The organism is Sphingorhabdus sp. M41, from assembly GCF_001586275.1.
Lineage (GTDB): Bacteria > Pseudomonadota > Alphaproteobacteria > Sphingomonadales > Sphingomonadaceae > Parasphingorhabdus.
Genome location: NZ_CP014545.1, coordinates 1,491,533 through 1,514,769, shown reverse-complemented (window position 1 = coordinate 1,514,769; position 23,237 = coordinate 1,491,533). Strand labels below are relative to the sequence as shown.

Here is a 23,237-nt window from a genome sequence, read left to right as displayed (position 1 = left end):
ATGGATGTCGGAACTAGTCCGACATGGCAAAAAGAAGGAAAGAAAAGAGAATATGAAAGTCTATTATGACGCCGATGCTGACCTCGGCCTGATCACCGGCAAGAAAATCGCAATCGTCGGCTACGGCAGCCAGGGCCATGCCCATGCCCAGAACCTGCGCGACAGCGGCGTCAAGGATGTCGCTATTGCGCTGCGCGCCGGTTCAGCAACCGCGAAAAAGGCCGAAGATGCCGGTTTCCAGGTGATGACCAATCAGGCTGCCGCGAAATGGGCCGATATCGTCATGATCCTCGCGCCCGACGAGCATCAGGCGGCCATCTATGCCGATGACCTGCACGCCAATATGAAAGAGGGCGCCGCCCTCGCCTTCGCCCATGGTCTCAACGTCCATTTCGGACTGATCGAAGCGCGCGAAGATCTCGACGTGATCATGATCGCTCCGAAAGGCCCAGGCCACACGGTGCGCAGCGAATATCAGCGCGGCGGCGGTGTCCCTTGCCTGATCGCGATTGACCGCGATGTTTCCGGCAATGCCCATGATGTGGCGCTGGCTTATGCTTCCGGCGTCGGTGGTGGTCGCTCGGGCATTATCGAGACCAATTTCCGCGAGGAATGCGAAACCGATCTGTTCGGCGAGCAAGCCGTGCTGTGCGGTGGTATCACCCATTTGATCCAGGCGGGTTTCGAAACCCTGACCGAAGCCGGCTATGCTCCGGAAATGGCCTATTTCGAATGTCTGCACGAAACCAAACTGATCGTCGACCTGCTCTATGAAGGCGGCATCGCCAACATGCGCTATTCTATCTCCAACACCGCGGAATATGGCGATATCACCACTGGTCCACGGATCATCACCGCCGAAACCAAGGCGGAGATGAAACGGGTATTGGCGGATATCCAGTCAGGCCGATTCGTGAAGAATTTTGTTCTCGACAATCGCGCCGGACAGCCGGAACTAAAAGCGGCTCGCAAAGCAGCCGAAGCGCATCCGATCGAGGAAACCGGCGCACAGCTTCGCGCGATGATGCCGTGGATCGGCGCTAACAAGCTGGTCGACAAAGAAAAGAACTAGACCTTATCCGGACGGGCGGCCTCATTCGCGGCCGCCCGATCCCGGGCTTCAGCGAAATTCAGCAGCTCAGCCGCGAGTTCGTCGTCGCAATGCTGTACCAGTCGTTCGACAGACGCTCTCAGGCTCTCGTCAGCCGACACGGTTTTTGACGCCATTGCCCATTCCGGAAATTGCCGGCGGTTTATCGTCCCACTTTTCAAACGAATTATTGCCTGATGACGCTTATCGAGTGAAATCCGGGCAAATGTTGCCTCGACCTTGGCCTCATCCCCTTCAAGATATTGATAATATCTCCGACGATCATGGATCAAGATACCGGTTATCTCATTACGATCATTGTTGTTTTTGGCCCGACGCAAAAGATCGTCAGCCTCATCGCCGTCCATTTCGCGGGTTGGTCTGCTCATATAAACAAGACGATACATTCGCGCATTTCCACTGATTGTGCAGTATATATCTAATTCGCTATTCTTAAAATATTGTAACTTAAGGTAAAAAGACGACAAGAATATTCCCGTCGTCCCTCGCTCGTTTCGTCGATTGATGCCGATTCGACAGCGCGACAATCATCGCATCAAAATCAAAAGTTCTCTCAGGAGATGGCTCTCCACTATCCAGTCGGAAGCGCTGTGATGCCTCCTCTCTGACCCAGACGGTTTGACCGGCCACTAAAAAATTATACCGCCAAGCTTGATTTATCTGGCCGTCCCGATAAAACCGCAAGCATGACACGGTCACAGGCCCTATTGCTGCTACGACTTATACGCCCTTAGGCGTACCAATGCTGCTGCCGAAAAGGCGCAGCGCCCCGCCTAAGGGATGACTTTCCATATATTATCAGCAAACCCTCGAATTTGTGCCTTGCGCGCATCTTCCAGCAGCATAAGAGTGAAGCCATGCATAAGAACCCGTCACAGAAATATCGTCCGTTTCCACCAATAGACCTGCCCAACCGGCAATGGCCATCGCGCACAATCGACAAGGCGCCGCGCTGGCTGTCGACCGATTTGCGCGACGGCAACCAGGCGCTGATCGATCCGATGGATGGCCAGAAGAAACAGCGCTTCTTCGACCTGCTCGTCAAGATCGGCATCAAGGAAATCGAGGTCGGATTCCCCTCCGCCGGGGCCACCGATTTTGATTTTATCAGCGGTCTCGTCAAATCCGGCAAAATCCCTGACGACGTGATGGTACAGGTGCTGACCCAGTCCCGCCGCGACCTGATCGAAACCAGCTTCGCCAGCCTCGAGGGGGCGCGGGCAGCTATTGTACACTTGTATAACGCGGTTTCACCCGCGTGGCGCGATGTCGTGTTCCGGCTCGACAAACAGGGGGTGAAGGATATTGCCCGCGAAGGCGCAACCATATTGCGCGAACAGGCCGAGAAATATCCCGACACTGACTGGCATTTCGAATATTCGCCGGAAACCTTCTCGACTGCCGAGCTGGATTTCAGTCTGGAAGTGGTCGAGGCTGTCATGGAAATCATCGAGCCGACAGCCGAGAAACCCTTGATCCTCAATCTGCCCGCGACTGTCGAGGCCTCGACGCCCAATATCTACGCCGACCAGGTCGAATGGATGTGCACCAATATCAGCAAGCGCGACCATGTTGTGGTCAGTCTGCACACGCATAATGACCGGGGATCGGGTATAGCCGCATCGGAACTGGGGATGATGGCCGGCGCGGACCGGGTAGAAGGCTGCCTGTTCGGCAATGGCGAACGCACCGGCAATGTCGATCTGGTGACATTGGGACTGAATCTCTACACGCAAGGCGTTGATCCTGAACTGGATTTTTCCAACATGGACGAAATCGTCAAGACCGTGGAATATTGCAATCAGCTTCCTGTCCCGGCCCGCCACCCCTATGCTGGCGAACTGGTTTTCACCGCATTCTCCGGCTCGCATCAGGATGCGATCAAGAAGGGCTTTGCCGCGCAGGAACAGCGCAATGACGAATATTGGAACGTGCCCTATCTGCCAATCGATCCCCGTGATCTTGGCCGCGACTATGAAGCGGTCATCCGGGTCAACAGCCAGTCCGGCAAAGGCGGCATCGCCTGGATTCTGGAGCAGGACCACGGCCTCAAACTGCCCAAGCGTCTGCAGGCCAATTTCAGCCGCACGGTGCAGGAGCTGGCCGACGAAACAAGCCGCGAACTGTCGTCGGATGATATCTGGGATGCCTTTCAGAAACGCTATCATATCGATGGCAGCGGCAAATATAGCCTGATCGATTATGACGAGCGGGCCACCGGTGGCGAGCGGATCTTTGTCGGCAAGGTCAAGGGTCCCGATGGCGAAATTTCGGTCAGCGGTCGCGGAAATGGCCTTATTTCCAGCGTGGTTGACGCCGTTTCCTCTGCTCTCGACATAACTCTGGAGATCATCGACTATAGCGAACATGCTCTGGGTTCGGGCAAGGACGCGCAGGCAGCAGCCTATATCGAATGCAAAACCGGTGACGGGAAGGAATTCTACGGCGTCGGCATCAACAGCGATGTGGCCACCGCATCGGTCGAAGCATTGCTCAGCGCCGTAAACCGGATTTAACCAGTCAGTTAAAATAACAGTGGAATATGCCACCGCATCGGCTATTGCGGTGGCATAATTTTTTCAAATCGGGGTTTCCATGACTTTACCAGCCATTTTTGACAATCTTCGCCTGCCGCTTATCGGCTCTCCCCTGTTCATCGTGTCGGGTCCGGAACTCGTCATTGCCCAGTGCAAGGCCGGTATCGTGGGCAGCTTCCCTGCCCTGAACGCCCGTCCACAATCGATGCTTGACGAATGGCTGCACCAGATCACCGAAGAACTGGCCGCCTGGAACCGGGAAAATCCGGACAAGCCGGCAGCCCCTTTCGCGGTCAACCAGATTGTCCACAAGTCCAACGACCGGCTCGACCAGGACATGGCGACCTGCGCCAAATGGAAAGTGCCGATCGTGATCACCTCGCTCGGTGCAATCGAGGATCTCAACACCGCGGTCAAAGGCTGGGGCGGCATCGTCCTTCACGATATCATCAACAACCGCTTCGCCCACAAGGCGATCGAAAAAGGCGCGACCGGCCTGATCCCGGTTGCAGCCGGCGCGGGCGGCCATGCTGGTACGCTCTCCCCGTTCGCATTGATGCAGGAAATCCGCGAATGGTTTGACGGTCCCGTGGCGCTATCCGGTTCCATTGGCAATGGCGCGTCGATTCTGGCGGCTCAGGCCATGGGCGCCGATCTCGGCTATGCCGGGTCCGCCTTTATCGCGACCAAGGAAGCCAATGCGGATCAGGCATATAAGGAAGGCATTGTCGACGGCAAAGCCAGTGACATCGTCTATTCCGACCTGTTTACCGGCGTGAAAGGCAATTATCTGCGCAAGTCGATCGAGCAAGCCGGTCTGGACCCCGACAATCTGCCTCAGGGCGACTACAAGACCATGAACTTTGGTTCCGGCGGCAATACCGAGAAAAAGGCCTGGAAAGACATCTGGGGCTGCGGCCAGGGCATCGGCCTGATCAATGACGTGATGAGCGTTCAGGACATGGTTGACCAGTTCACCCGGGAATATCGCGATGCGCGCGAGAGCTTGAAGCTGCGGTTCAATTACTAGAACCCGTTTCTTCCGGAAATTTGCCGTTAGCTAGTCAATAGGGCGCGATTTGCTGAGCGGAGAGGGAATCTTCGGGAAGATAGATTGGACCGTCGCTGCCCAGCACAATCCGCCCGCCGACCAGGCCAACAAACAGAAGCAGAATCACCAGCCATATCAAGAATATGCCGCTGGTGATTCGCCAGTTTCTCGGCGGCAATCCCTGAACCAGAAATGTCACGATACCAGCAACATTGATGCAGACGAGATTGGTTGCCAGCAAGAACAGGGCTCGCAAGCCGAGCATTTCTTCACCGCTGCCAAAGAATAAACCGGCAGCGGCGATCGGTGGCACAAGCGCAACAGCGATCATGACGCCAACGAGCGAGAGCGAGGCACCCTGACTGAAGGCCAGCACGCCAGCGGCTCCGCAGGCCAGAGCCAGAGCAATATCAGCCGGATGAACTATCGAACGATTTCGGAGCTCCGGGACCAAAGGATTGACCTCGATGAACATGCCCAGCAGATAGGTAAAAATCAGCGCCGCCAATATGCCGGTGACCAGCGTGATGATCGCCTTTCGACCGAGTGCCTTGTCACCGACCGTTGCCGCCATCGCCATCGCCATGGTCGGACCGAGCAAGGGGGCGATTATCATTGCACCGATTACCACTGCAGTCTGGCCGCTGCGCATGCCCAAAGCCGCGATCAGCGCCGACAGGATCACTGTCAGCAGATAATTGGGCCGGAGTTCCAGACTGGCCTCGATATCGTCGTAAAGCTCGTTGGTGCTGATACGGTCGCGGGTGAAGAAGATTTCCAGCCTGCTCGGCGGCTTGCATTCCTCGGACGAAAAAGGCGCAATTTCCTCCAGTTCCGGGATTGCCGGCAGAACCGCCTCGACTTGCAGAACAAGCACAGAAAATCCCGCAACATTTTTGAAATTATCGTCCAGTTCGGCGATCAGCGATTCAATCGATCGGCTGGGGACAACGCAGGAAAATTTTTCAAGCCCGTCGGGCACGGCCTCCTGCCAGAAACGACTGCAATGCTCCGCTATGATCGCTTTCGTCCGCGGCACTTCGGCATCCGGTACGATGATTTCAACCAGCCTTGCCGACATTACAGGTTCCTTCCGCTTGCGAGACATATGTCACGCCAAATCGGGTCAGTCCGAATATCCCCGGATCACGATCGCCCGGCACCAGAGCCTGCTACATCTCTCCGCGTTCACGCCGGATCGCAAACCATTTTTCGACATTGGCATTATGTTCTTTCAATGTCTTGGCGAAGATATGCCCGCCCTTGCCGTCGGCGACAAAATAGAGCGCTTCGCTTCGTGCCGGATTCAGAACCGCCTCGATCGAAGCCCGGCCCGGATTGGCTATCGGTCCTTTGGGCAGCCCGACCATTGCATAGGTGTTATAGTCGTTGACCTGGGCAATTTCCGATTGCCGGATACGGCGACCCAGCGGTTTTCCGCGCGTGATCGGGTAGATGATCGTCGGATCGGCTTGCAGCATCATGTTGCGCTCGACACGGTTGCCATAAACCGCAGCAACCGTCCGCCGTTCCCTTGCCAGAGCGGTTTCCTTTTCGACGATCGATGCCAGAATGATCGCCTCTTCCGGTGTGTTGACCACACTGGCTTTCGTCCGCATGGGCCAAAGCTCGGCAAGCGTATCACTCATCGCTTTCTGCATCCGCTGAACCACCGCCGCGCGTTGTTCTCCGCGTTCAAAACTGTAGCTGTCTGGCAGTATGGATCCTTCCGCCGGCACGGGAATATCACCCTTCAACAGTTTTTCGGCCATCAGTTTTTCGTAAACAATGATCGACGGCGTCCCTTCTGGAACGGTGATTAGCCGTTGCACCGATTTGCCGCCCTGCAAGATGTCCAGAATCAGTGCATTGCTCGCACCTGCCGGGATTTCAAATTCTCCAGCCTTGATCGGCTCTGATCCACCGAGTATTTTTGCCCTGGTCAAAAAGCTATCAGCGGACTTTATGACGCCTTCCGATTCCATGACCTGTGCGGCCATAGACAGGCTCGAACCGGATTTGATGACGATCGTCCGCTGCTCTTCCAGCGGTCCGCTGGCGTTCCAGCCATAGAGGAAGTTCCCCGCCAGCAGCACTGCAATGACCGCCGCCGCCACCAATATCAGGCAACCGAGACGGCGCATGATATTAGATGGCTTTCATGATGATGCTGGCGTTGGTGCCGCCAAAGCCAAAGCTATTGCTCAGCACGGCTTTCACTTCCCGTTTTTTCGCAAAATGTGGCACCAGATCAACGCCTTCACATCCTTCGTCGGGATCATCAAGATTGAGCGTCGGCGGCACAATCTGATCACGCAGGGCGAGAATGCTGAAGATGCCTTCCACCGCTCCTGCGCCGCCGAGAAGATGGCCGATAGCCGATTTGGTCGAGCTCATCGACATGGTCTTGAGGTCATCGCCGAACAAGCGCTTGATCGCAGCCAGTTCGATGGTGTCTGCCATCGTTGATGTGCCGTGCGCGTTGACATAGTCTATATCAGCGGTGGTCAGGCCCGAACGCTTGAGGGCCATTTCCATCGACCGATATGCGCCGGTGCCGCCAGGATGCGGTGCGGTAACATGATAGGCGTCGCCGGACATGCCATAGCCGACAACTTCGCAATAGATTTTGGCACCACGCGCCTTGGCATGTTCATATTCTTCGAGACATACGACACCAGCGCCCTCGCCCATCACGAAACCATCGCGGTCCTTGTCATAGGGACGGGACGCAGCTGTTGGATCGTCGTTGCGTTTGGTGGACAGCGCCTTTGCCTGAGCAAAGCCGGCGATACCAATCGGACAAATGGTCGCTTCCGCGCCACCGGCCAACATCACATCAGCGTCATCCAGAGCGATCATTCGAGCGGCATCGCCAATACTGTGGGCGCCGGTGGAACAAGCGGTCACAACCGCATGATTGGGCCCCATCAGTCCATATTTGATCGAAACCTGGCCGGAAATGAGGTTTATAAGGCGTCCGTGGACAAAATGCGGGCTGACCCGGCTCGGTCCGCGTTCATATAATACGATCGATTCTTTTTCGATTCCCGGCAATCCACCGATCCCGGATCCGATGGAACAGCCAGCGCGCAGCTTGGCTTCATCGGACATGTCAGTGAGACCGGCATCTTCAAGCGCCTGACCGGCCGCATCGATACCGTAGATGATAAACGGATCCACTTGCCGCTGAACCTTGTGGTCCACGCGCAAATTTGGATCAAAGCCATATTCATGATCGGCAGGCTTTACCTCGCAGGCGATATGGCATTTTTGATCGGATGCATCAAAGCGGGTGATTTTCCCGGCTCCCGACTTGGAAGCCAATATATTGCTCCAGGTCGTTTCCACATCTCCGCCCAGCGGCGTTACCAGGCCCATTCCGGTTACAACTACACGGCGCATATCATGCCTCTCCTTGCGGGCTTTCCTTGCCCTAAATCAAAAACGGCCACCGGTTCAGGACATTCCTCCCGGGCCGGTGAGCCGCTTTGCTGTCTTTCAGCGATCATTGGCCCTGAGGCGTGCCAGTTTTCGTGGCAGCACCCCAAAATCAATTAACTCTTGTTTTTGTCGATAAAATCGATGGCGTCTTTGACGGTACCGATTTTTTCGGCTGCATCATCTGGAATTTCGACGCTGAATTCTTCTTCAAACGCCATAACCAGCTCAACGATGTCGAGGCTGTCAGCGCCCAGATCATCGATGAAAGCAGCTTCTTCAGTCACTTTGTCGGCTTCAACACCCAGATGCTCAACAACGATCTTTTTTACGCGGTCTGCAGTCTCACTCATGAGAGGTCCTTTTTGTTAGGAATGAATTTCAATTTCGTCCTAGTGCGGTGGCGCGCGCCTTGCAAGTGTCCGTGAAGTCGAAATCGTATGGGAGATGATGTTTTTAGGCAAAGCCCTAGGAAATCATCGCCATACCGCCATTCACGTGCAGCGTCTGGCCGGTCACATATGCAGCTTCCTGACTGGCCAAATAGACCACCGCGGCACCAATATCGTCGCCATTGCCCATTTTACCCGCGGGAATCTTGCGGTTGATCTCGTCTTTCTGGGCGTCGGTCAGCGCATCGGTCATAGGTGATTCAATGAATCCCGGCGCTACGCAATTGACGGTGATGTTTCGCGAAGCCAGTTCCTGGGCCAATGCCTTGGACATGCCGACCAGACCGGCCTTGGACGCAACATAATTGGCTTGTCCCGGATTGCCGGTTGCCCCGACGACCGAACTAATCGAAATGATCCGGCCGTGGCGCGCCTTCATCATCGGCCGGGCAGCAGCGCGGATCAGCCGAAAGGCCGATTCCAGATTGACCCGGATCACGTCGGCAAAATCCTCGTCCGACATGCGCATCACCAGCCCGTCGCGGGTGATGCCGGCATTGTTGACCAATATGTCGAGCTTGCCGAGCTTCGCTACCGTATCCGGGACCAGTGCATCCACTTCTTCCGGCTTGGAAAGATCGCATGGCATTACGATGTGACCTTCACCGGCCATTTCGGGAATCATCTCCATCAGCACGTGCCGACGCGTTCCGGAAAGCGCGATCGTCGCGCCTTGCGCAGCCAGGGATTTGGCAATTGCCGATCCGATCCCGCCCGAAGCTCCGGTTACCAGAGCAGTCATTCCGGTTAAGTCAAACATTCCAAATTCCTTCACGATTCCATATAATTGAGGACGGATTCTCGGGCTAGAGAGTCTTCAGAAAAGCCTCGATATCAGCCAGGGAGACAAGGCTGACGGTCTCGGTTTCGGGCGCAATCCGGCCAACCATCCCGGTCAGCACCTTGCCGCCAAATTCGACAAATTGCTCGACTCCGGCTTCCGCCATATTGCCGACCGATTCCCGCCAGCGCACAGTGCCGGTGACTTGCTGCACCAGCAGTTCGCGGATTTCATCGACGTCCGAGACCGGAGCCGCTGTAACATTGGCATAAACGGGAACCACCGGCGGGAAAATGCTGGCCTCGGCCAGAGCTTCTTCCATGGCTTCGGCCGCGGGCTGCATCAGGGAACAGTGGAACGGCGCTGACACGGGAAGCAGGATACCGCGTTTGATGCCATGCTCCTTTGCCGCCGCAATCGCGCGCTCGATCGCACCAATATGCCCGGAGATCACCACCTGAGTCGGATCATTGTCATTGGCGACGGTACATATTTCTCCCTGAGTGGAAGCATTGGCCAGCGCCGACGCCTTCTTGATATCAGCGCCCAGCAAGGCCGCCATACCACCCTTGCCCACCGGCACCGCTTTCTGCATCGACAGGCCGCGCAATTTCAGCAATTCCGCCGTTGTCGTCAGATCCAGGGCTCCGGCAGCGCATAAGGCCGTATATTCGCCAAGACTGTGGCCAGCGACATAGTTGCACAAATCCCCTAGCGACGTGCCGCCATCTTTTTCCATCACCCGCAAGGTGGCGATGGCATTGGCCATGATTGCCGGCTGGGCGTTTTCGGTCAGGGTCAGCTCATCGAGCGGGCCTTCGCACATGAGCGCAAACAGATTTTGCTCCAGCGCGTGATCGACTTCTTCGAACACTTCGCGCGCGGTGCTGCTCGCTTCGGCAAGCGCTTTGCCCATGCCAACCACCTGGCTACCCTGTCCCGGAAAAATAAATGCGCGCATGATGACCCCCAATTGGAAAATATGGTGCGGAATTAGGGAGAATTGGCCGGTCATGCAAGCGTCGCCGTAACGTTGTAAAAGCATTGCGTATTTTTAATCGTCCGATTAAACCCCTTCACATGAACGATGAGACATTCGAGAAAAGACTAGCCGAATATTGTTCGGAAACCTTTGGCAAGGGCGGCGAGCTCACGGGCGTTCAACGACTGTCGGGTGGCGCGAGCATGGAAAGCTGGGCTTTTTCCTACGGCGGTGAGGATTATGTCCTGCGCCGCCTGCCCGGCGGCCTTTCGCCAAATGATGACGGCTTGCGTGGCGTCCCGCTTGCCACACAGGCGGACATTATTGAATTGGCCCGTACTGCTGGCGTTACAGCCCCGCAGGTTCGTGGACGGCTGCAGCCTGGCGATGGCCTGGGCGAAGGCTTCATCATGACCAAGGCGGAGGGCGAAACCCTGCCGCATAAAATATTGGGCAATCCCGCCTTTGCCGAGGCCGAAGGCAGGTTGACCGAGCAATGCGCGCGCGAACTGGCTGCCATTCACCAGATACCGATGAATTCCCTGACCCGGTCGCTGGAATATTTTTCCCCCGACGAACTGATCCGGGTCCAGAAAGAAAAATATCACGAGATCGGCGGCCAGATTCCGATCTACGAATATGCATTTCACTGGCTCGAGCAGAATGCGCCCGATGCCAGCGACAAATATCTGGTGCACGGCGACTTTCGCATGGGCAATCTGATGATCGACCATCAGGGCCTGTCGGCGGTACTCGACTGGGAACTGGTTCGGCTGGGCGATCCGGTTCAGGACCTTGCCTATCTGTGCACGCCGAGTTGGCGATTCGGCCATTATGAAAAGGCAGCCGGCGGCTTCGACAGCGCCGCATCCTTCCTGCAAGCCTATGCCGATGCCAGCGGGGCTGCGGTGGATCCGGACCGCTTTCGCTTCTGGCTGATCTATTCCACCCTCTGGTGGGGCGTCGCCTGCATGGTGATGGGGCAGATCTGGCGCAGCCATGGCGACCGCTCGCTCGAGCGCACGGTGATCGGCCGCCGGGTGTCCGAGGTGGAAATCGATCTCGCCCTGTTATTTGAGGAGATTCTGCCCGACAGCATATCCACTCCGCTCAACTGGTCGATGCCCGAACAGGAAAGCGTGACCGGCGAGACCGGCTATGGCGAACTGTTGACGGCTCTTGAAGAATGGAACGCAAAGCAGGTGATGCCCGGCCTGCAGGGTCATGACAAATTCCAGTCGCGCGTCGCCGGCAACGCTCTCGGCATCGCGCGGCGGCAGGCAGAATGGGGACCAGGTTTCCGGGAGGCCGCCCGCACCAGACTCGCCGCTATCGGACATGATCAGAAACAGCTGTGCAGCGGACTTGCAACCGGGAATATCGCGGTAACCGATGCCGCTGTCTGGAACCATCTGCGGCTATCCGCTCTGGAACGACTATCCATCGACCAACCCAAATATGCCGGCCTGATGGTCGCGCTCAACAAATGGAGTCCATCATGACCAATTTTGAAATCCCGCAGGAAATCGAAGATTATCTGGACGTACTGGATGAATTTATCGAAGCCGAGATCAATCCGGTTGAACAGCGCGATGACAATATCCGTTTCTTCGATCATCGGCGGGAAGATGCGCGAACCAACTGGGAAAATCAGGGACTGCCAACCGAGGAATGGGAAGCATTGCTGGTCGAAATGCGGCAGATTGCCGATGCCGCCGGCCATTATCGCTATGCCCTGCCCGCGGAATTTGGCGGACAGAATGGTACCAATCTGGGCATGGCCCGAATTCGCGAGCATCTGGCGCACAAGGGACTCGGCCTGCACAATGACCTGCAGAACGAGAATTCGATCGTCGGCAATCTGGTCCAGCCGCTGATGTTGCGCGACTTTGGCACCGAACAGCAGAAGCGCGACTATATTCCCGAGATGCTCGCGGGCAGGATGGGCTGGTGTTTCGGGCTTACCGAAGAAGATCATGGATCGGACGCGACCTGGATGGACACGACTGCGGTCCGGGAAACCCGCGACGGAGTCGATGGCTGGCTGATCAACGGCAACAAGATGTGGACCACCGGCTTGCACAAGGCATCCCATGTCATGACCTTTGCAAGACACAGCGGCAAGGACGGCGACGCCAGGGGGATTGGCTGCTTCATCGTGCCGGTGGACGCAGAGGGCTTTGAAATTGGCGAATATATGTGGACATTCAACATGCCCACCGATCACCCGAAATGCTCCTATACCAACGTCTGGATTCCGGCTGATGCGGTGCTCGGCGATCTCGACATGGGCCTCGCCTGCGCCCAGCATTTCGTCCATGAAAACCGCATACGCCAGGCCGCCTCTTCGCTGGGAGCGGCGCAATATTGTATCGACGAATCGGTGAAATATGCGGGCGAACGCAAGCCGTTCGGCAAACCGCTGTCGGTCAACCAAGGCATCCAGTTCCCGCTGGTCGAACTGCACACCGAAGCGGCGATGCTTCGACAGTTGATCTACGCGACGGCAGCCAAGATGGACACGATGCCGAAGCCCGATGTTGCCAAATATCTCTCCGCCCAGGTCAGCATGTGCAACTATCGCGCAAACCGCCTGTGCTGCGACGCCGCCGACCGCGCGATGCAGGTCCATGGCGGCATGGGCTATTCCCGCCACAAGCCGTTTGAGCATATCTACCGGCACCATCGTCGCTACCGGATCACGGAAGGCGCGGAAGAAATCCAGATGCGCAAAATTGGCGGTGATATGTTCGGATTTTTGCACAAGAAGAAATAGTAGCTATCTGAGAATGCATCGTTAAATTGGCCATTCGATATCTGATCGGGGAAATTCAAATAGTCAGGTAGTTCAGACTATGCAGGAACAGTTGATTGATCGTATTTATGAATGTTCCGTGGTGCCGGAGCTTTGGCCTGACGTTCTGGATGAACTGGCGCAGATAACCGACTCCATAGGTGGCATGCTGTTTTCTGCCCGGAAAGCGGTAAACTGGACTGCTTCGGAAAATGTGTTCGAAGCATTTGAGACCTATGTCAAAGATGGCTGGTTTGAAAAATGCCCCCGGCGGACCTGCATGATGGGGAAATCGCAGCCAACATTTTTTGTCGAACAGGATTTCTGGAACGAAGAGGAACTGGCCAATAATCCCTTTTATCGGGATTTCTTTCATCCGCGCGGTCTCGGCTGGTCGGCCGGAACGCTTCTGCAAATGCCGACCGGAGACAATATCGTCTTCAGCATCGAGCGCCAGCTGGATCAGGGTCCGATCGAGCGCAATCACGTCGACCGTCTCAATGAGCTTCGTCCCCATTTGTTGCGCAGTGCCTTTGTTTCGACTCGACTTGGCCTGCAACGCGCGCAAGGCGCAAGCGAAACGCTTTCCAAGTTCGGCCTGCCCGCTCTGGTTCTCGACGCCGAAGGCAAATTTGTCGAAGCCAATGACCGGGCTCAATCGGTTGCTGACCATGTGCAATTCAATGCGGCTGGCGGACGAGTGACTTTTTCAGATCGGCGTTCGGGAGACTTTTTGAGCAGCGCATTGAAAACACTGGATGGCATTTCCTCCACTGACAGCCTTTCCTTTCCGATTCGCAACCAGGATGGCAACGCGATTTTCGTAGGCCATGTCATGCCGTTAAAACTGGCTGCCCATGATATTTTCGCCAATAGTTATGCGCTTCTATTCTTCACCCCGCTCGATCAGACGCGTGCGCCGTCGACTACCTTGATGCGAAGCCTGTTCGACATGACTGTGGCTGAAACCCGGATTGCCAAAGGCCTGGTGAAAGGTCAGACTTTGGCCGAGATCGCCGCAGACGGCGAAGTATCGATCACCACCGTGCGATCGCAATTCAGCAGCGTGCTTGAAAAAACAGGCTGTGGCCGTCAAGCGGAACTGGTCGGACTGCTTGCCAACATCGCTATGGGGCAAAGCGAGGATGCTTCGGACGGGTAAGCGACGGCCCCTCGCGAGAACATAAGTTTCAACCGATTGCTCTTTATTTGATAATCAGGAAAATTCTCCGCCTTCATTCAAATGAATGATGAAAGCGCTTTTTGCTCCGCGCATAAACAGTCTCACGGCTCCTCGTTGGGGAGCAAAGTTTCTCAACTCGAAAAACTGTTTGATGCGCAAAGGGAGCCAGAATATCATGATCAGATCACAATTTTTTTCCACAACCGCAATCGCCTTTGCTGCGATGATTGCAATTGCCTCGCCTGCCGAAGCCGCAACGAAATCACCCGTGGAGCTAACGCATTGCGATGCGAGCTATGGCACAATCGCCGTGGTCGATGGAGATATCCAGGGCTGGAGCAAATTCGGACTGGGCAGCCCCCGCGAACTGGTCGCGGCAATTACGCGGGAATCAGGATGCTTTGAGGTGCACAACACTGCAAGCGCAGCGCCGGCCAATTTCCTGGTCAATGTTATCGCTGGCGACAAGGAAGAAGTCGACCAAGGCGTTCAGGCAGCAAAAGGTGTCGCGACAGAGGCCTTCATCCGTTCAGGTGCTGCGGGTCAGGTTTTGGGAAGCGTTCCAGGAGCAGGCGCGCTAATGGGGATGTTTGGCGGGCTTGGCGGCAAGAAAAAGGTGGTTGCGGCCGGCATTCGCGTGGTCAGCCCGACGAACGGCCAGACTCTGATTGCCGGCACCGGAGAAGTGAAAAAATCGACCCTGTCTTTTGCTGGTGGAACGGCATGGATCGCTGGTGCTGACAGTGCGGGCTATTCCGGATCGAAAAACGGCAAGATGCTGACCGAGGCTTTCATCATCGCCTTTAATAGCGTTGTCTCCCAGGCCGGCGCGTTATCGACGGTTCACACAGCATCCCCTGCTGCTGAGGCCGCGGCAACATATACCGTGGCCGTCGACACAAATCTTTATGCCAGTGCCAGTGCGAATGCCAAAACGGTGCGGGCGTTACGGGCCGATACCGAATTGACTCCCACAGGCAGCAAAGCGGGGCTGTTTGTCGAAGTCAGCGACAATTACGGCACCAAGGGATGGGTTTCGGTGGAAGACTTGCGATAATAGCGACCCGATCGCAAGCTGCCATCGTCTCGAGGACGCTTTCCAACCGGAAAGCGTCCTTTTTTGCAGGACCTGGTCGACAGACTTCCAGTATCGCATGCTGGTTTCGAGTGTCCGGGTTCGGGGATGCATTGGATACGCACTACTTCTTGCAATCCGCTCCCAATTCCGCCATAGGCGCCGCTTCCGCGTGATCCGGTCCGTCCGAATCACCCGGAAAACGAAGAAAGCCGGAGGGGCGTGTCTGCATGGTGCGGCGTCAGCGATCGGCGGTAAATGAAGGAATGATTGCATGCCAATGTATGAGCATGTCTTCCTCGCGCGACAAGATCTGAGCCAGTCTCAGGTTGATGCTCTCGCGCAGGAAGCCACCAAAATTGTTGAATCGAATGAAGGCAAGGTCGTATTGACCGAAACCTGGGGCCTGCGTACGCTCGCCTACAAGATCCAGAAGAACCGCAAGGCACATTATGTCATGCTGCGTCTCGATGCACCGGGCAGCGTTGTCCTGGAACTCGAACGCCAGACCCGGATCAACGAAGATGTCATCCGTTTCCTGACCATCCGCGTCGACGAGCATGAAGAAGGCCCGTCCGTGATGATGCGCAAACCCGAACGTGATCGCGAACGCAAACCGCGTCGCGACGACAATTAAGCCAGAAAAGGAGTTAAAACATGGGACGTCCATTTTTCCGTCGCCGCAAAAGCTGCCCCTTTTCCGGCAAGAACGCAAAGCCCATCGACTATAAAGACGTGAAGACGCTGCAGGGATTCATATCCGAACGCGGCAAGATCGTACCAAGTCGTATCACCGCAGTTTCCGCCAAGAAGCAGCGCGAGCTCTCCAGAGCCATCAAACGCGCACGCCATCTCGGCCTGCTGCCTTATCTCGTGAAGTAGGAGCGAAACAATGGATATTATTTTGCTTGAACGCGTAGAGAAACTGGGAAGCATTGGCGACATCGTCACCGTCAAAAACGGCTATGCTCGCAATTTTCTGCTGCCCAACAAGAAAGCGCTGCGCGCCAACGAAGCCAACAAGAAGGTCTTCGAAGCCAATCGCCAGCAGATTGAAGCGGACAATGAAACGAAGCGCAAGGAAGCCGAAGCGGCATCCGGCGGCATCGACGGCAAGCAGATCGTTCTGATCCGTGCATCGTCTGCCAGCGGCCAGCTTTATGGTTCCGTGTCCGTTCGCGATATTGTCGAAGCCCTGAACGCCGATGGCAAGAACGCCGTCGTTGAAAAGAGCATGGTCATCCTGGAAAAGCCGATCAAGACACTCGGTGTTTTCGATGTTCGCGTTCGCCTCCACCCGGAAGTCAACGTTACCATCCAGGCCAATGTCGCCCGTTCGGATGATGAAGCTGATCTGCAAAAAGACGGCGTCGACGTGATCGCCCAGATGTTTGAAGATGATCAGGCTGAACTGGCCGCTGCAGCTCTTTCGCCTGACAGCGAAGATGCGGGTGAAGAAACAGTTGAAGCAAATGCAGATGCTGCGCCTGAGACCACAGAAACAGAAGAGCAGGACGATACCGAAACCAAGGAATAGTCCTATTCTGACTTTGATTTTGAAAGCCCGGGTCCGGACCGTCGAAAGACGGCCCACCAGACCCGGGCTTTCTCTTTGGAGGATCGGTTGAATAACGATTGGCAATCCGTTTTTGCACAAGATGCGTCACTCTTTCCGCATCTTGCTGATTTGGCCAAGGATCAGGTGCTGCTATCGACGATGAGCGAAGCCGCCTTCCGGCAAGCCAGCTTTCTTGACCAGCGCATATTGACGCCGGAACTGCAGCGGCAGATCGTTTCATGGCCGGATATTCCTTCACTGCCTCCGTCTTCCCTCAACAAACCCCATTATATTTTCCACGTCGGCCATGTCGGATCGACTCTTATTTCCCGGCTGCTGGGGGAACTGGACGACTTTCTTGCCCTGCGCGAACCGGCAATATTGCGGCAACTGGCTGAAGTTCAGGTTGTCAAGCCGGCTGATATCGGCTGGTCCGAACAAGAGCTGGCGACACGTCTGACCCAGGTAGAAAACTGGCTCTCGCGCGTATTTCACGCAAACCAACGGGTGATGATCAAGGCTAGCAGCTTTGTCAGCCCTCTCGCTAAGAACTTGCTTGCAGACAACGGCACGGCGCTCTTCCTGTTCGCTTCTCTTGATCGCTATCTGCCAACCATATTGGCCGGGGATGCATCAAAACAGGAAGCGGCGGCGCTCGCCGAACTCAGGCTGCTCCGGCTCGAACGGCACTGCGGCGAGTCATTGGCCAGCAAAGAAACTTTGTCGCTTGCCCAGACCGCTGCTCTGGGGTGGCTGTGCGAGATGGTCACGCTCTGTGATGCCGAACATCATTGCCCAGACGCAAATATCGCGTGGATGGATTTCGATGATTTTCTTCACCAGCCCGCCGAACAGCTGCAGATTGCGGCCAGCCATTTCGGACGACATCTTTCCATGGAAGATTCCCGGAGTCTGGTTTCCAGCCCGATCATGACCAGCTATTCCAAGGCCCCCGAATATGACTATAGTGCATCGCTGCGGGAAGAGCTCTTGGCCGAAGCTGCGCAAATTCATGCTGACGATATCAGGCAGACGCTGCTATGGGTTAACCAATTGGCGCGGCGCTTCCCGGTAGTAGGCGCGGCGATAGCAAAAGCGGAAACGAGACGATAATGTTCAAGCAACTCAGCTTACTCGACCAAAGTCAGGTCAATGAACTGAAAAAAATTGCCGATACCGCAAAATTTGTCGACGGCAAGATCAGCAATCCGCACAGCAAGGTGAAGAATAACCTGCAATTGCACGATGTCGAAGGTTATAAGAAATCCTCGCAGATCCTGCACGACGCGCTGATGGCCAATCGCGAATTTGTCGACTTCGCATTTCCCGAGAGAGTCGCACCGCCGCTGATCACGCGTTACAAGCCGGGGATGAACTACGGGCTGCACGCCGACAGCGCGATCATACCCCTGCCCGACGGCCCGCTTCGCTCCGACTTGAGCTGCACCATATTCCTGAGCGATGTGAACGACTGCAAGGGCGGCGCCCTCCATGTCACCCAGGGAGAAGCGAGCATGCGGTTCAAGGGCGTTCCGGGGACAGCGATCGTTTATCCCTCTTACACGCTACACGAGGTCGAGCCGGTGACCGAAGGCGAACGCATGGTTGCGATCACCTTCATCCAGAGCAAAATCCCCGATGTGATGAAGCGCAATCTGCTATACGAACTGAACGAAGTCGCGGCTCTCGAGGGCCTCAATATGGCGCAGGAAAATTATGCCCGCCTGCAGGCGGTGCAATATAATCTGATGCGAAAATGGATGCGTTGAGCGGGCTTTCGCCTCAATAGCCCATCAGGCTCATCACTTCCTCGCGACTGCGCGCATCTTCCAGGAAACAACCCAGCAGACGGCTGGTGGTCATCGAAACACCCGGAGTGCGCACGCCGCGTGCAGTCATGCAGCTGTGGCTGGCTTCGATCACGACGGCCACACCGGCGGGCTTCAAATTATCCCAGATACATTCTGCAACTTCGGCAGTGAGCCGTTCCTGCACCTGCAGCCGCCGCGAGAATCCGTGGAGCACGCGAGCCAGTTTGGAAATGCCGACAACCTTGTCGGTCGGCATATAGGCGATGCTGGCCTTGCCGATAATCGGAGCCATATGATGTTCGCAGTGGGAGTGGAACGGGATGTCCTTGAGCAGCACCAGCTCGTCATAGCCACCGACTTCTTCGAAGGTTCGCGCCAGATGCATCGCCGGGTTCTCGGCATAGCCTTCGCAATATTCCTTCCAAGCCCGCGCCACGCGTTTCGGCGTGTCGATCAGCCCTTCGCGTTCCGGGTCTTCGCCGGACCAGCGCAACAGCGTCCGCACCGCGTCCTGGACCTCGTCGGGTACCGTAATTTTCTGGGCTTCGCGCTCCGCAAGCGCGTCGACAATGGATTGGGAATAATCGGCCAAAACAGGTCCTTCAGTTCATCGGGTGCAATGCCGACAAACTAGGCGAGCATCGGGCCATGTGCAAGTGCACCTTGGGGCAGGATCTGACAAAAGAGGGAAAGTGGTGCGCCCAGAGAGATTCGAACTCCCGACCCCTTGATTCGTAGTCAAGTACTCTATCCAGCTGAGCTATGGGCGCTAACCAGACGGTGCAGATAGGGGGTGATGCCCGCGCTTGCAAGCCATTTTAGTGGCTATTTTGTCATTCATTTGTAGAAAGACCATCAACGGACGGAGAGACGGTCGATGGGAACATGGGGTACGGGCAGTTTCGAGAATGATTCCGCGGTAGACTGGGCCGCCGAAGTCGCCTCGACCGATGACATTGAAGGCAAGTTAAACGAGCTCGAATCGTTTGGCCAGACAGACGATTGTGGGCCGGAGGCATATATCGAAGTGGATCTGGCAAGCGAAACCCTGGCTGCAGCGGAATGCGTCGCCTTTCTCATGGGGCAGCAGGCCGCCGATGTTCCCGACGACCTCCGCAACCGCCTCGGTACCATGGCAAAGCCCGACACGCCTCTGATCAACAAGGCGAAGGATTCGGTTTCCCGAATATTGGCAGGATCGGAACTGCTCGAACTATGGTCAGAAGAGGATAGCGAAACCAATGAGTGGAATATCGCCGTTACCGGCCTGATCGACCGGCTCAATGCCGATGTGCCCTGTGACCCGCCGCCGCTGACACAAATCGAAAGCAGCCAAGGCTATCTCACGCCCTGCGCCTTTTGCGATCAGCCCATTACCGAAGACGAAATTTTCCAGCTCGAATTTCGTGACCTGTCAAACGCGGACGGGCTGTTTGTCTCACGAGGTCTCTATTGCCATCTCGCCTGCCTGAACGGGAAATTGCACAGCAAGCACATGGTCCAGAACTGGAAATTCAACATCGCTCAGGCCGAAATCGACCGGATACTGGGCCGAACGGAAGACTAGCTTCGGTTCAGCGCCGCCTGCGCTGCCGCTAGCCGCGCGATCGGCACGCGATAAGGCGATGCGCTGACATAATCGAGACCGGTTTTCTCGCAAAATGCGATCGAAGCCGGATCACCGCCATGCTCACCGCAGATGCCGAGTTTGATATCAGGACGAACGGCCCTGCCCCGTTCGGCGGCGATTTCGATCAACTGCCCGACACCCTCGATATCGAGGCTGACAAACGGGTCGCGCGGGAAAATGCCCTTGTCGACATATTGGGTCAGGAATCGCCCGGCATCGTCGCGCGAGACGCCCAAAGTGGTCTGGGTAAGGTCATTGGTGCCGAAGCTGAAAAATTCACCATGTTCGGCGATTTCACCGGCCATCAGCGCAGCGCGCGGCAGCTCGATCATCGTCCCGACGAGATATTCGATCTCGCGACCTTTTTCGGCGAAGACTTCTTTGGCCATCCGGTCGACGACATCCTTCATCAGTTCCAGTTCGCGCGCAGTGGCGACGAGCGGGATCATGACTTCGGGAATTGGCGCCTGACCGCTGGCTTCGGCGACTTCGCAGGCGGCTTCGAATATCGCGCGTGCCTGCATCTCGTAGATTTCGGGATAAGTGACGCCAAGACGGCAGCCGCGATGGCCGAGCATCGGGTTGAATTCGTGCAATTCATTGGCCCGCTGTTTCAGCGTGTCAACGCCGACATCGGCGGCTTTGGCCACTTCCTCGAACTCCGACTGGTGATGCGGCAAAAATTCATGCAGCGGCGGATCGAGCAGCCGGATGGTCACCGGCAGCCCGACCATGACTTCAAATATCTGGCGGAAATCATTGCGCTGTTCGGGCAGCAGTTTCGCCAGCGCCTGCCTGCGGCCCTTTTCGTCGGGGGCAAGAATCATCTGGCGAACCGAAGTAATACGCGCTGCATCGAAGAACATATGTTCGGTGCGGCAAAGGCCGATACCCTCGGCACCGAAATCACGGGCGACCTGGCAATCGAGCGGGGTTTCCGCATTGGTGCGGACACCAAGACGGCGAACCTTGTCGGCCCAGACCATCAAGACGCCAAAATCGCCGACCAGCTCGGGCTGGATCGTATCGACACGGCCGGCCATCACCTGGCCATTGCTGCCGTCGATGGTCAGCAAATCGCCTTCCCTGAGTTCGCGGTCGCCGACCTTCATCACCTTGGTTTCATTGTTGATCGAAACCGTGCCGGCGCCGGAAACACAAGGTCTCCCCATGCCTCTGGCAACCACAGCCGCATGTGACGTCATGCCGCCACGCGCCGTCAATATGCCCTTGGCCGCGTGCATGCCGTGAATATCTTCCGGCGAGGTTTCGACTCGTACCAGAATGACGTCATCACCCATTTCGGTGCGCCGCTCGGCCGTATCGCTGTCAAACACGATCAGGCCGCTGGCCGCACCGGGAGAGGCCGGCAGGCCGGTCGTCAGCACATCGCGCGTGGCTTCCGGATCGAGCGTCGGGTGGAGCAGCTGGTCAAGCGCCATCGGATCGACGCGCATCACCGCTTCTTCCTCGGTAATCAGGCCGTCATGGGCCATATCGACCGCGATTTTCAGCGCCGCCTTGGCGGTGCGCTTGCCCGAGCGGGTCTGCAGCATCCACAATTTGCCGCGCTCGACGGTAAATTCAATATCCTGCATGTCGCGATAATGGCGTTCGAGCAGGTCAAAAACGTCGGTCAGTTCCTTGTAGGTTTCCGGCATCGCCTCTTCCATCGACAGCGGCTTGGCATTGGCCTGTTCGCGTGCTGCCCTGGAGAGATATTGCGGCGTACGAATACCGGCGACGACATCCTCGCCCTGCGCATTGATCAGCCATTCGCCATAATAGAGGCTCTCACCGGTCGACGGATTGCGGGTGAAGGCGACGCCGGTGGCGCTGGTTTCGCCCATATTGCCGAATACCATCGCCTGGACATTGACGGCCGTGCCCCATTCGCCGGGAATGTCGTTGAGACGGCGGTAGACCTTGGCCCGGTCTGCCTGCCAGCTGCCGAACACGGCGCTGACCGCGCCCCAGAGCTGATCATTCACATCCTGCGGGAAAGGCTTGCCCCATTGCTCCTCGACCAGCGACTTATATTCGCCGACCAGAGCTTTCCAATGCTTCGACTCCATCTCGGTATCAGTGAAGAAGCCATTGTCTTCCTTGATGATTTCCAGCGCTTCTTCAAAAGCATCATGGTCGAGTTCGAGGACCACATCGGAGTACATCTGGATGAAACGGCGGTAACTGTCCCAGGCGAACCGTTCGTCGCCGGATGTCTTGGCCAGACCTTCGACCGTGTCATCGTTCAGACCGAGATTGAGCACGGTATCCATCATGCCGGGCATCGAGGCGCGGGCGCCGGAGCGAACGGAAACCAGCAGCGGATCGGCGGCGTCGCCGAATGACTTGCCGGTGACGGACTCAATATGGGTAATGCCCTGCGCGACTTCGTCCCGGACGCTGTCTGGATATTGGCCGCCTTCGGCATAATAGCGGGTACACATTTCGGTCGAGATCGTGAAACCGGGAGGAACCGGCAGACCAATATTGGCCATTTCGGCGAGATTGGCGCCCTTGCCACCGAGCAGGTTGCGGGCCTCTGTGGAATCACCGGGCGCGCCATCTGCATCTATTCCGCCACCGAAACGATATACATATTGGGTCATTCTTGCTTTCAACTCCATATGTTAGCCCCACCTCTTCAGAGGAGGGGTTGGGGTGGTGCCGTGTCGCCAGGAAATTCGGAAAGCGGCATCGAGCCCCTTTCCTCATATCCCACCCCTGAATCCCCTCCCTTGAAAGGGAGGGGCCAGTTTCTCAGGTCACCTTGCCGAAAAAACCTCGCCGTCGAACTTTACAAACTTTACACTGTTATGAATCAAATA

Annotated in this window: 22 protein-coding genes and 1 tRNA gene; 13 read left to right on the top strand and 10 right to left on the bottom strand. The window is 56.4% G+C overall.

Annotation, left to right across the window (positions count from 1 at the left end):
• The first annotated feature begins 4 nt into the window (after nucleotides 1-4).
• Nucleotides 5-1,072, top strand: a complete 1,068-nt coding sequence (ilvC, locus tag AZE99_RS07230; protein ID WP_082788275.1) for a ketol-acid reductoisomerase — start codon at nucleotides 5-7, stop codon at nucleotides 1,070-1,072.
• Here the strand turns inward: ilvC and AZE99_RS07225 are convergent.
• The gene (locus AZE99_RS07225; RefSeq protein WP_067199320.1) at nucleotides 1,069-1,497 is read right to left on the bottom strand and encodes a BLUF domain-containing protein; all 429 of its coding nucleotides are present in this window, start codon (nucleotides 1,495-1,497) and stop codon (nucleotides 1,069-1,071) included. The two genes, ilvC and AZE99_RS07225, sit on opposite strands and share 4 nt — an antisense overlap.
• Nucleotides 1,498-1,968: 471 nt before the next feature.
• On the opposite strand from AZE99_RS07225, the gene leuA reads away from it, so the two are divergent.
• Nucleotides 1,969-3,627 (top strand): 2-isopropylmalate synthase, encoded by a 1,659-nt coding sequence (leuA, locus tag AZE99_RS07220; protein ID WP_067199317.1) that lies wholly within the window; start codon nucleotides 1,969-1,971, stop codon nucleotides 3,625-3,627.
• A 79-nt stretch (nucleotides 3,628-3,706) separates the two neighbouring features.
• The gene (locus tag AZE99_RS07215) at nucleotides 3,707-4,678 is read left to right on the top strand and encodes an NAD(P)H-dependent flavin oxidoreductase (protein WP_067199315.1); all 972 of its coding nucleotides are present in this window, start codon (nucleotides 3,707-3,709) and stop codon (nucleotides 4,676-4,678) included.
• A gap of 34 nt (nucleotides 4,679-4,712) precedes the next feature.
• On the opposite strand, the gene AZE99_RS07210 is transcribed toward AZE99_RS07215, so the two are convergent.
• The 6 genes from AZE99_RS07210 to fabD form a co-directional block, all read right to left on the bottom strand.
• Nucleotides 4,713-5,780, bottom strand: a complete 1,068-nt coding sequence (locus AZE99_RS07210; protein ID WP_197460271.1) for a TIGR00341 family protein — start codon at nucleotides 5,778-5,780, stop codon at nucleotides 4,713-4,715.
• 91 nt (nucleotides 5,781-5,871) lie between these two features.
• Nucleotides 5,872-6,843, bottom strand: coding sequence for an endolytic transglycosylase MltG (gene mltG / locus AZE99_RS07205; protein ID WP_067199309.1), 972 nt, complete (start codon nucleotides 6,841-6,843; stop codon nucleotides 5,872-5,874).
• Between the two features lie 4 nt (nucleotides 6,844-6,847).
• Nucleotides 6,848-8,104 carry a beta-ketoacyl-ACP synthase II gene (fabF, locus tag AZE99_RS07200; RefSeq protein ID WP_067199307.1) on the bottom strand — a complete coding sequence of 419 codons (1,257 nt, stop codon included), beginning with the start codon at nucleotides 8,102-8,104 and terminating at the stop codon, nucleotides 6,848-6,850.
• A 152-nt stretch (nucleotides 8,105-8,256) separates the two neighbouring features.
• Nucleotides 8,257-8,493 carry an acyl carrier protein gene (locus AZE99_RS07195; protein WP_067199304.1) on the bottom strand — a complete coding sequence of 79 codons (237 nt, stop codon included), beginning with the start codon at nucleotides 8,491-8,493 and terminating at the stop codon, nucleotides 8,257-8,259.
• A 115-nt stretch (nucleotides 8,494-8,608) separates the two neighbouring features.
• Nucleotides 8,609-9,352 (bottom strand): 3-oxoacyl-[acyl-carrier-protein] reductase, encoded by a 744-nt coding sequence (gene fabG, locus AZE99_RS07190; protein ID WP_067199301.1) that lies wholly within the window; start codon nucleotides 9,350-9,352, stop codon nucleotides 8,609-8,611.
• 46 nt (nucleotides 9,353-9,398) lie between these two features.
• Nucleotides 9,399-10,334: an ACP S-malonyltransferase gene (gene fabD, locus AZE99_RS07185; protein WP_067203391.1), complete on the bottom strand. Its 936-nt coding sequence runs from the start codon at nucleotides 10,332-10,334 to the stop codon at nucleotides 9,399-9,401.
• A 119-nt stretch (nucleotides 10,335-10,453) separates the two neighbouring features.
• On the opposite strand from fabD, the gene AZE99_RS07180 reads away from it, so the two are divergent.
• The 9 genes from AZE99_RS07180 to AZE99_RS07140 all read left to right on the top strand — a co-directional run bounded on the left by AZE99_RS07180 (nucleotide 10,454) and on the right by AZE99_RS07140 (nucleotide 18,734).
• Nucleotides 10,454-11,857 carry a phosphotransferase family protein gene (locus AZE99_RS07180; RefSeq protein ID WP_067199299.1) on the top strand — a complete coding sequence of 468 codons (1,404 nt, stop codon included), beginning with the start codon at nucleotides 10,454-10,456 and terminating at the stop codon, nucleotides 11,855-11,857.
• Nucleotides 11,854-13,131 (top strand): acyl-CoA dehydrogenase family protein, encoded by a 1,278-nt coding sequence (locus AZE99_RS07175; RefSeq protein ID WP_067199297.1) that lies wholly within the window; start codon nucleotides 11,854-11,856, stop codon nucleotides 13,129-13,131. Before AZE99_RS07180 ends, AZE99_RS07175 begins: the two co-directional genes overlap by 4 nt.
• 79 nt (nucleotides 13,132-13,210) lie before the next feature.
• Nucleotides 13,211-14,311: a helix-turn-helix transcriptional regulator gene (locus tag AZE99_RS07170; RefSeq protein ID WP_067199295.1), complete on the top strand. Its 1,101-nt coding sequence runs from the start codon at nucleotides 13,211-13,213 to the stop codon at nucleotides 14,309-14,311.
• A gap of 196 nt (nucleotides 14,312-14,507) precedes the next feature.
• Nucleotides 14,508-15,389: an SH3 domain-containing protein gene (locus AZE99_RS07165; RefSeq protein ID WP_067203390.1), complete on the top strand. Its 882-nt coding sequence runs from the start codon at nucleotides 14,508-14,510 to the stop codon at nucleotides 15,387-15,389.
• Nucleotides 15,390-15,681: 292 nt separating this feature from the next.
• Entirely contained in the window at nucleotides 15,682-16,044 is a 363-nt protein-coding gene (gene rpsF, locus AZE99_RS07160) for a 30S ribosomal protein S6 (RefSeq protein WP_067199293.1), read from the top strand.
• 20 nt (nucleotides 16,045-16,064) lie between these two features.
• Nucleotides 16,065-16,289: a 30S ribosomal protein S18 gene (gene rpsR / locus AZE99_RS07155; protein WP_067199291.1), complete on the top strand. Its 225-nt coding sequence runs from the start codon at nucleotides 16,065-16,067 to the stop codon at nucleotides 16,287-16,289.
• A gap of 10 nt (nucleotides 16,290-16,299) precedes the next feature.
• Nucleotides 16,300-16,944, top strand: coding sequence for a 50S ribosomal protein L9 (rplI, locus tag AZE99_RS07150; protein WP_067199288.1), 645 nt, complete (start codon nucleotides 16,300-16,302; stop codon nucleotides 16,942-16,944).
• An 87-nt stretch (nucleotides 16,945-17,031) separates the two neighbouring features.
• On the top strand, nucleotides 17,032-18,078 hold the full coding sequence (locus tag AZE99_RS07145; protein ID WP_067199286.1) for a hypothetical protein: 1,047 nt from the start codon (nucleotides 17,032-17,034) through the stop codon (nucleotides 18,076-18,078).
• Entirely contained in the window at nucleotides 18,078-18,734 is a 657-nt protein-coding gene (locus tag AZE99_RS07140; protein ID WP_067199283.1) for a Fe2+-dependent dioxygenase, read from the top strand. The genes AZE99_RS07145 and AZE99_RS07140 overlap by 1 nt, the downstream gene beginning before the upstream one ends.
• A gap of 13 nt (nucleotides 18,735-18,747) precedes the next feature.
• Here AZE99_RS07140 and folE read toward each other — a convergent pair whose 3' ends face one another.
• Both folE and AZE99_RS07130 read right to left on the bottom strand, forming a co-directional pair.
• Nucleotides 18,748-19,368, bottom strand: a complete 621-nt coding sequence (gene folE / locus AZE99_RS07135; RefSeq protein ID WP_443027811.1) for a GTP cyclohydrolase I FolE — start codon at nucleotides 19,366-19,368, stop codon at nucleotides 18,748-18,750.
• Between the two features lie 101 nt (nucleotides 19,369-19,469).
• Nucleotides 19,470-19,546 (bottom strand) — tRNA-Arg (locus AZE99_RS07130).
• 107 nt (nucleotides 19,547-19,653) lie between these two features.
• Between AZE99_RS07130 and AZE99_RS07125 the strand changes: the two genes are divergently transcribed.
• Entirely contained in the window at nucleotides 19,654-20,343 is a 690-nt protein-coding gene (locus AZE99_RS07125; protein WP_067199278.1) for a DUF4259 domain-containing protein, read from the top strand.
• Here the strand turns inward: AZE99_RS07125 and ppdK are convergent.
• Entirely contained in the window at nucleotides 20,340-23,018 is a 2,679-nt protein-coding gene (ppdK, locus tag AZE99_RS07120; protein ID WP_231862714.1) for a pyruvate, phosphate dikinase, read from the bottom strand. The two genes, AZE99_RS07125 and ppdK, sit on opposite strands and share 4 nt — an antisense overlap.
• Between the last annotated feature and the right edge of the window lie 219 nt (nucleotides 23,019-23,237).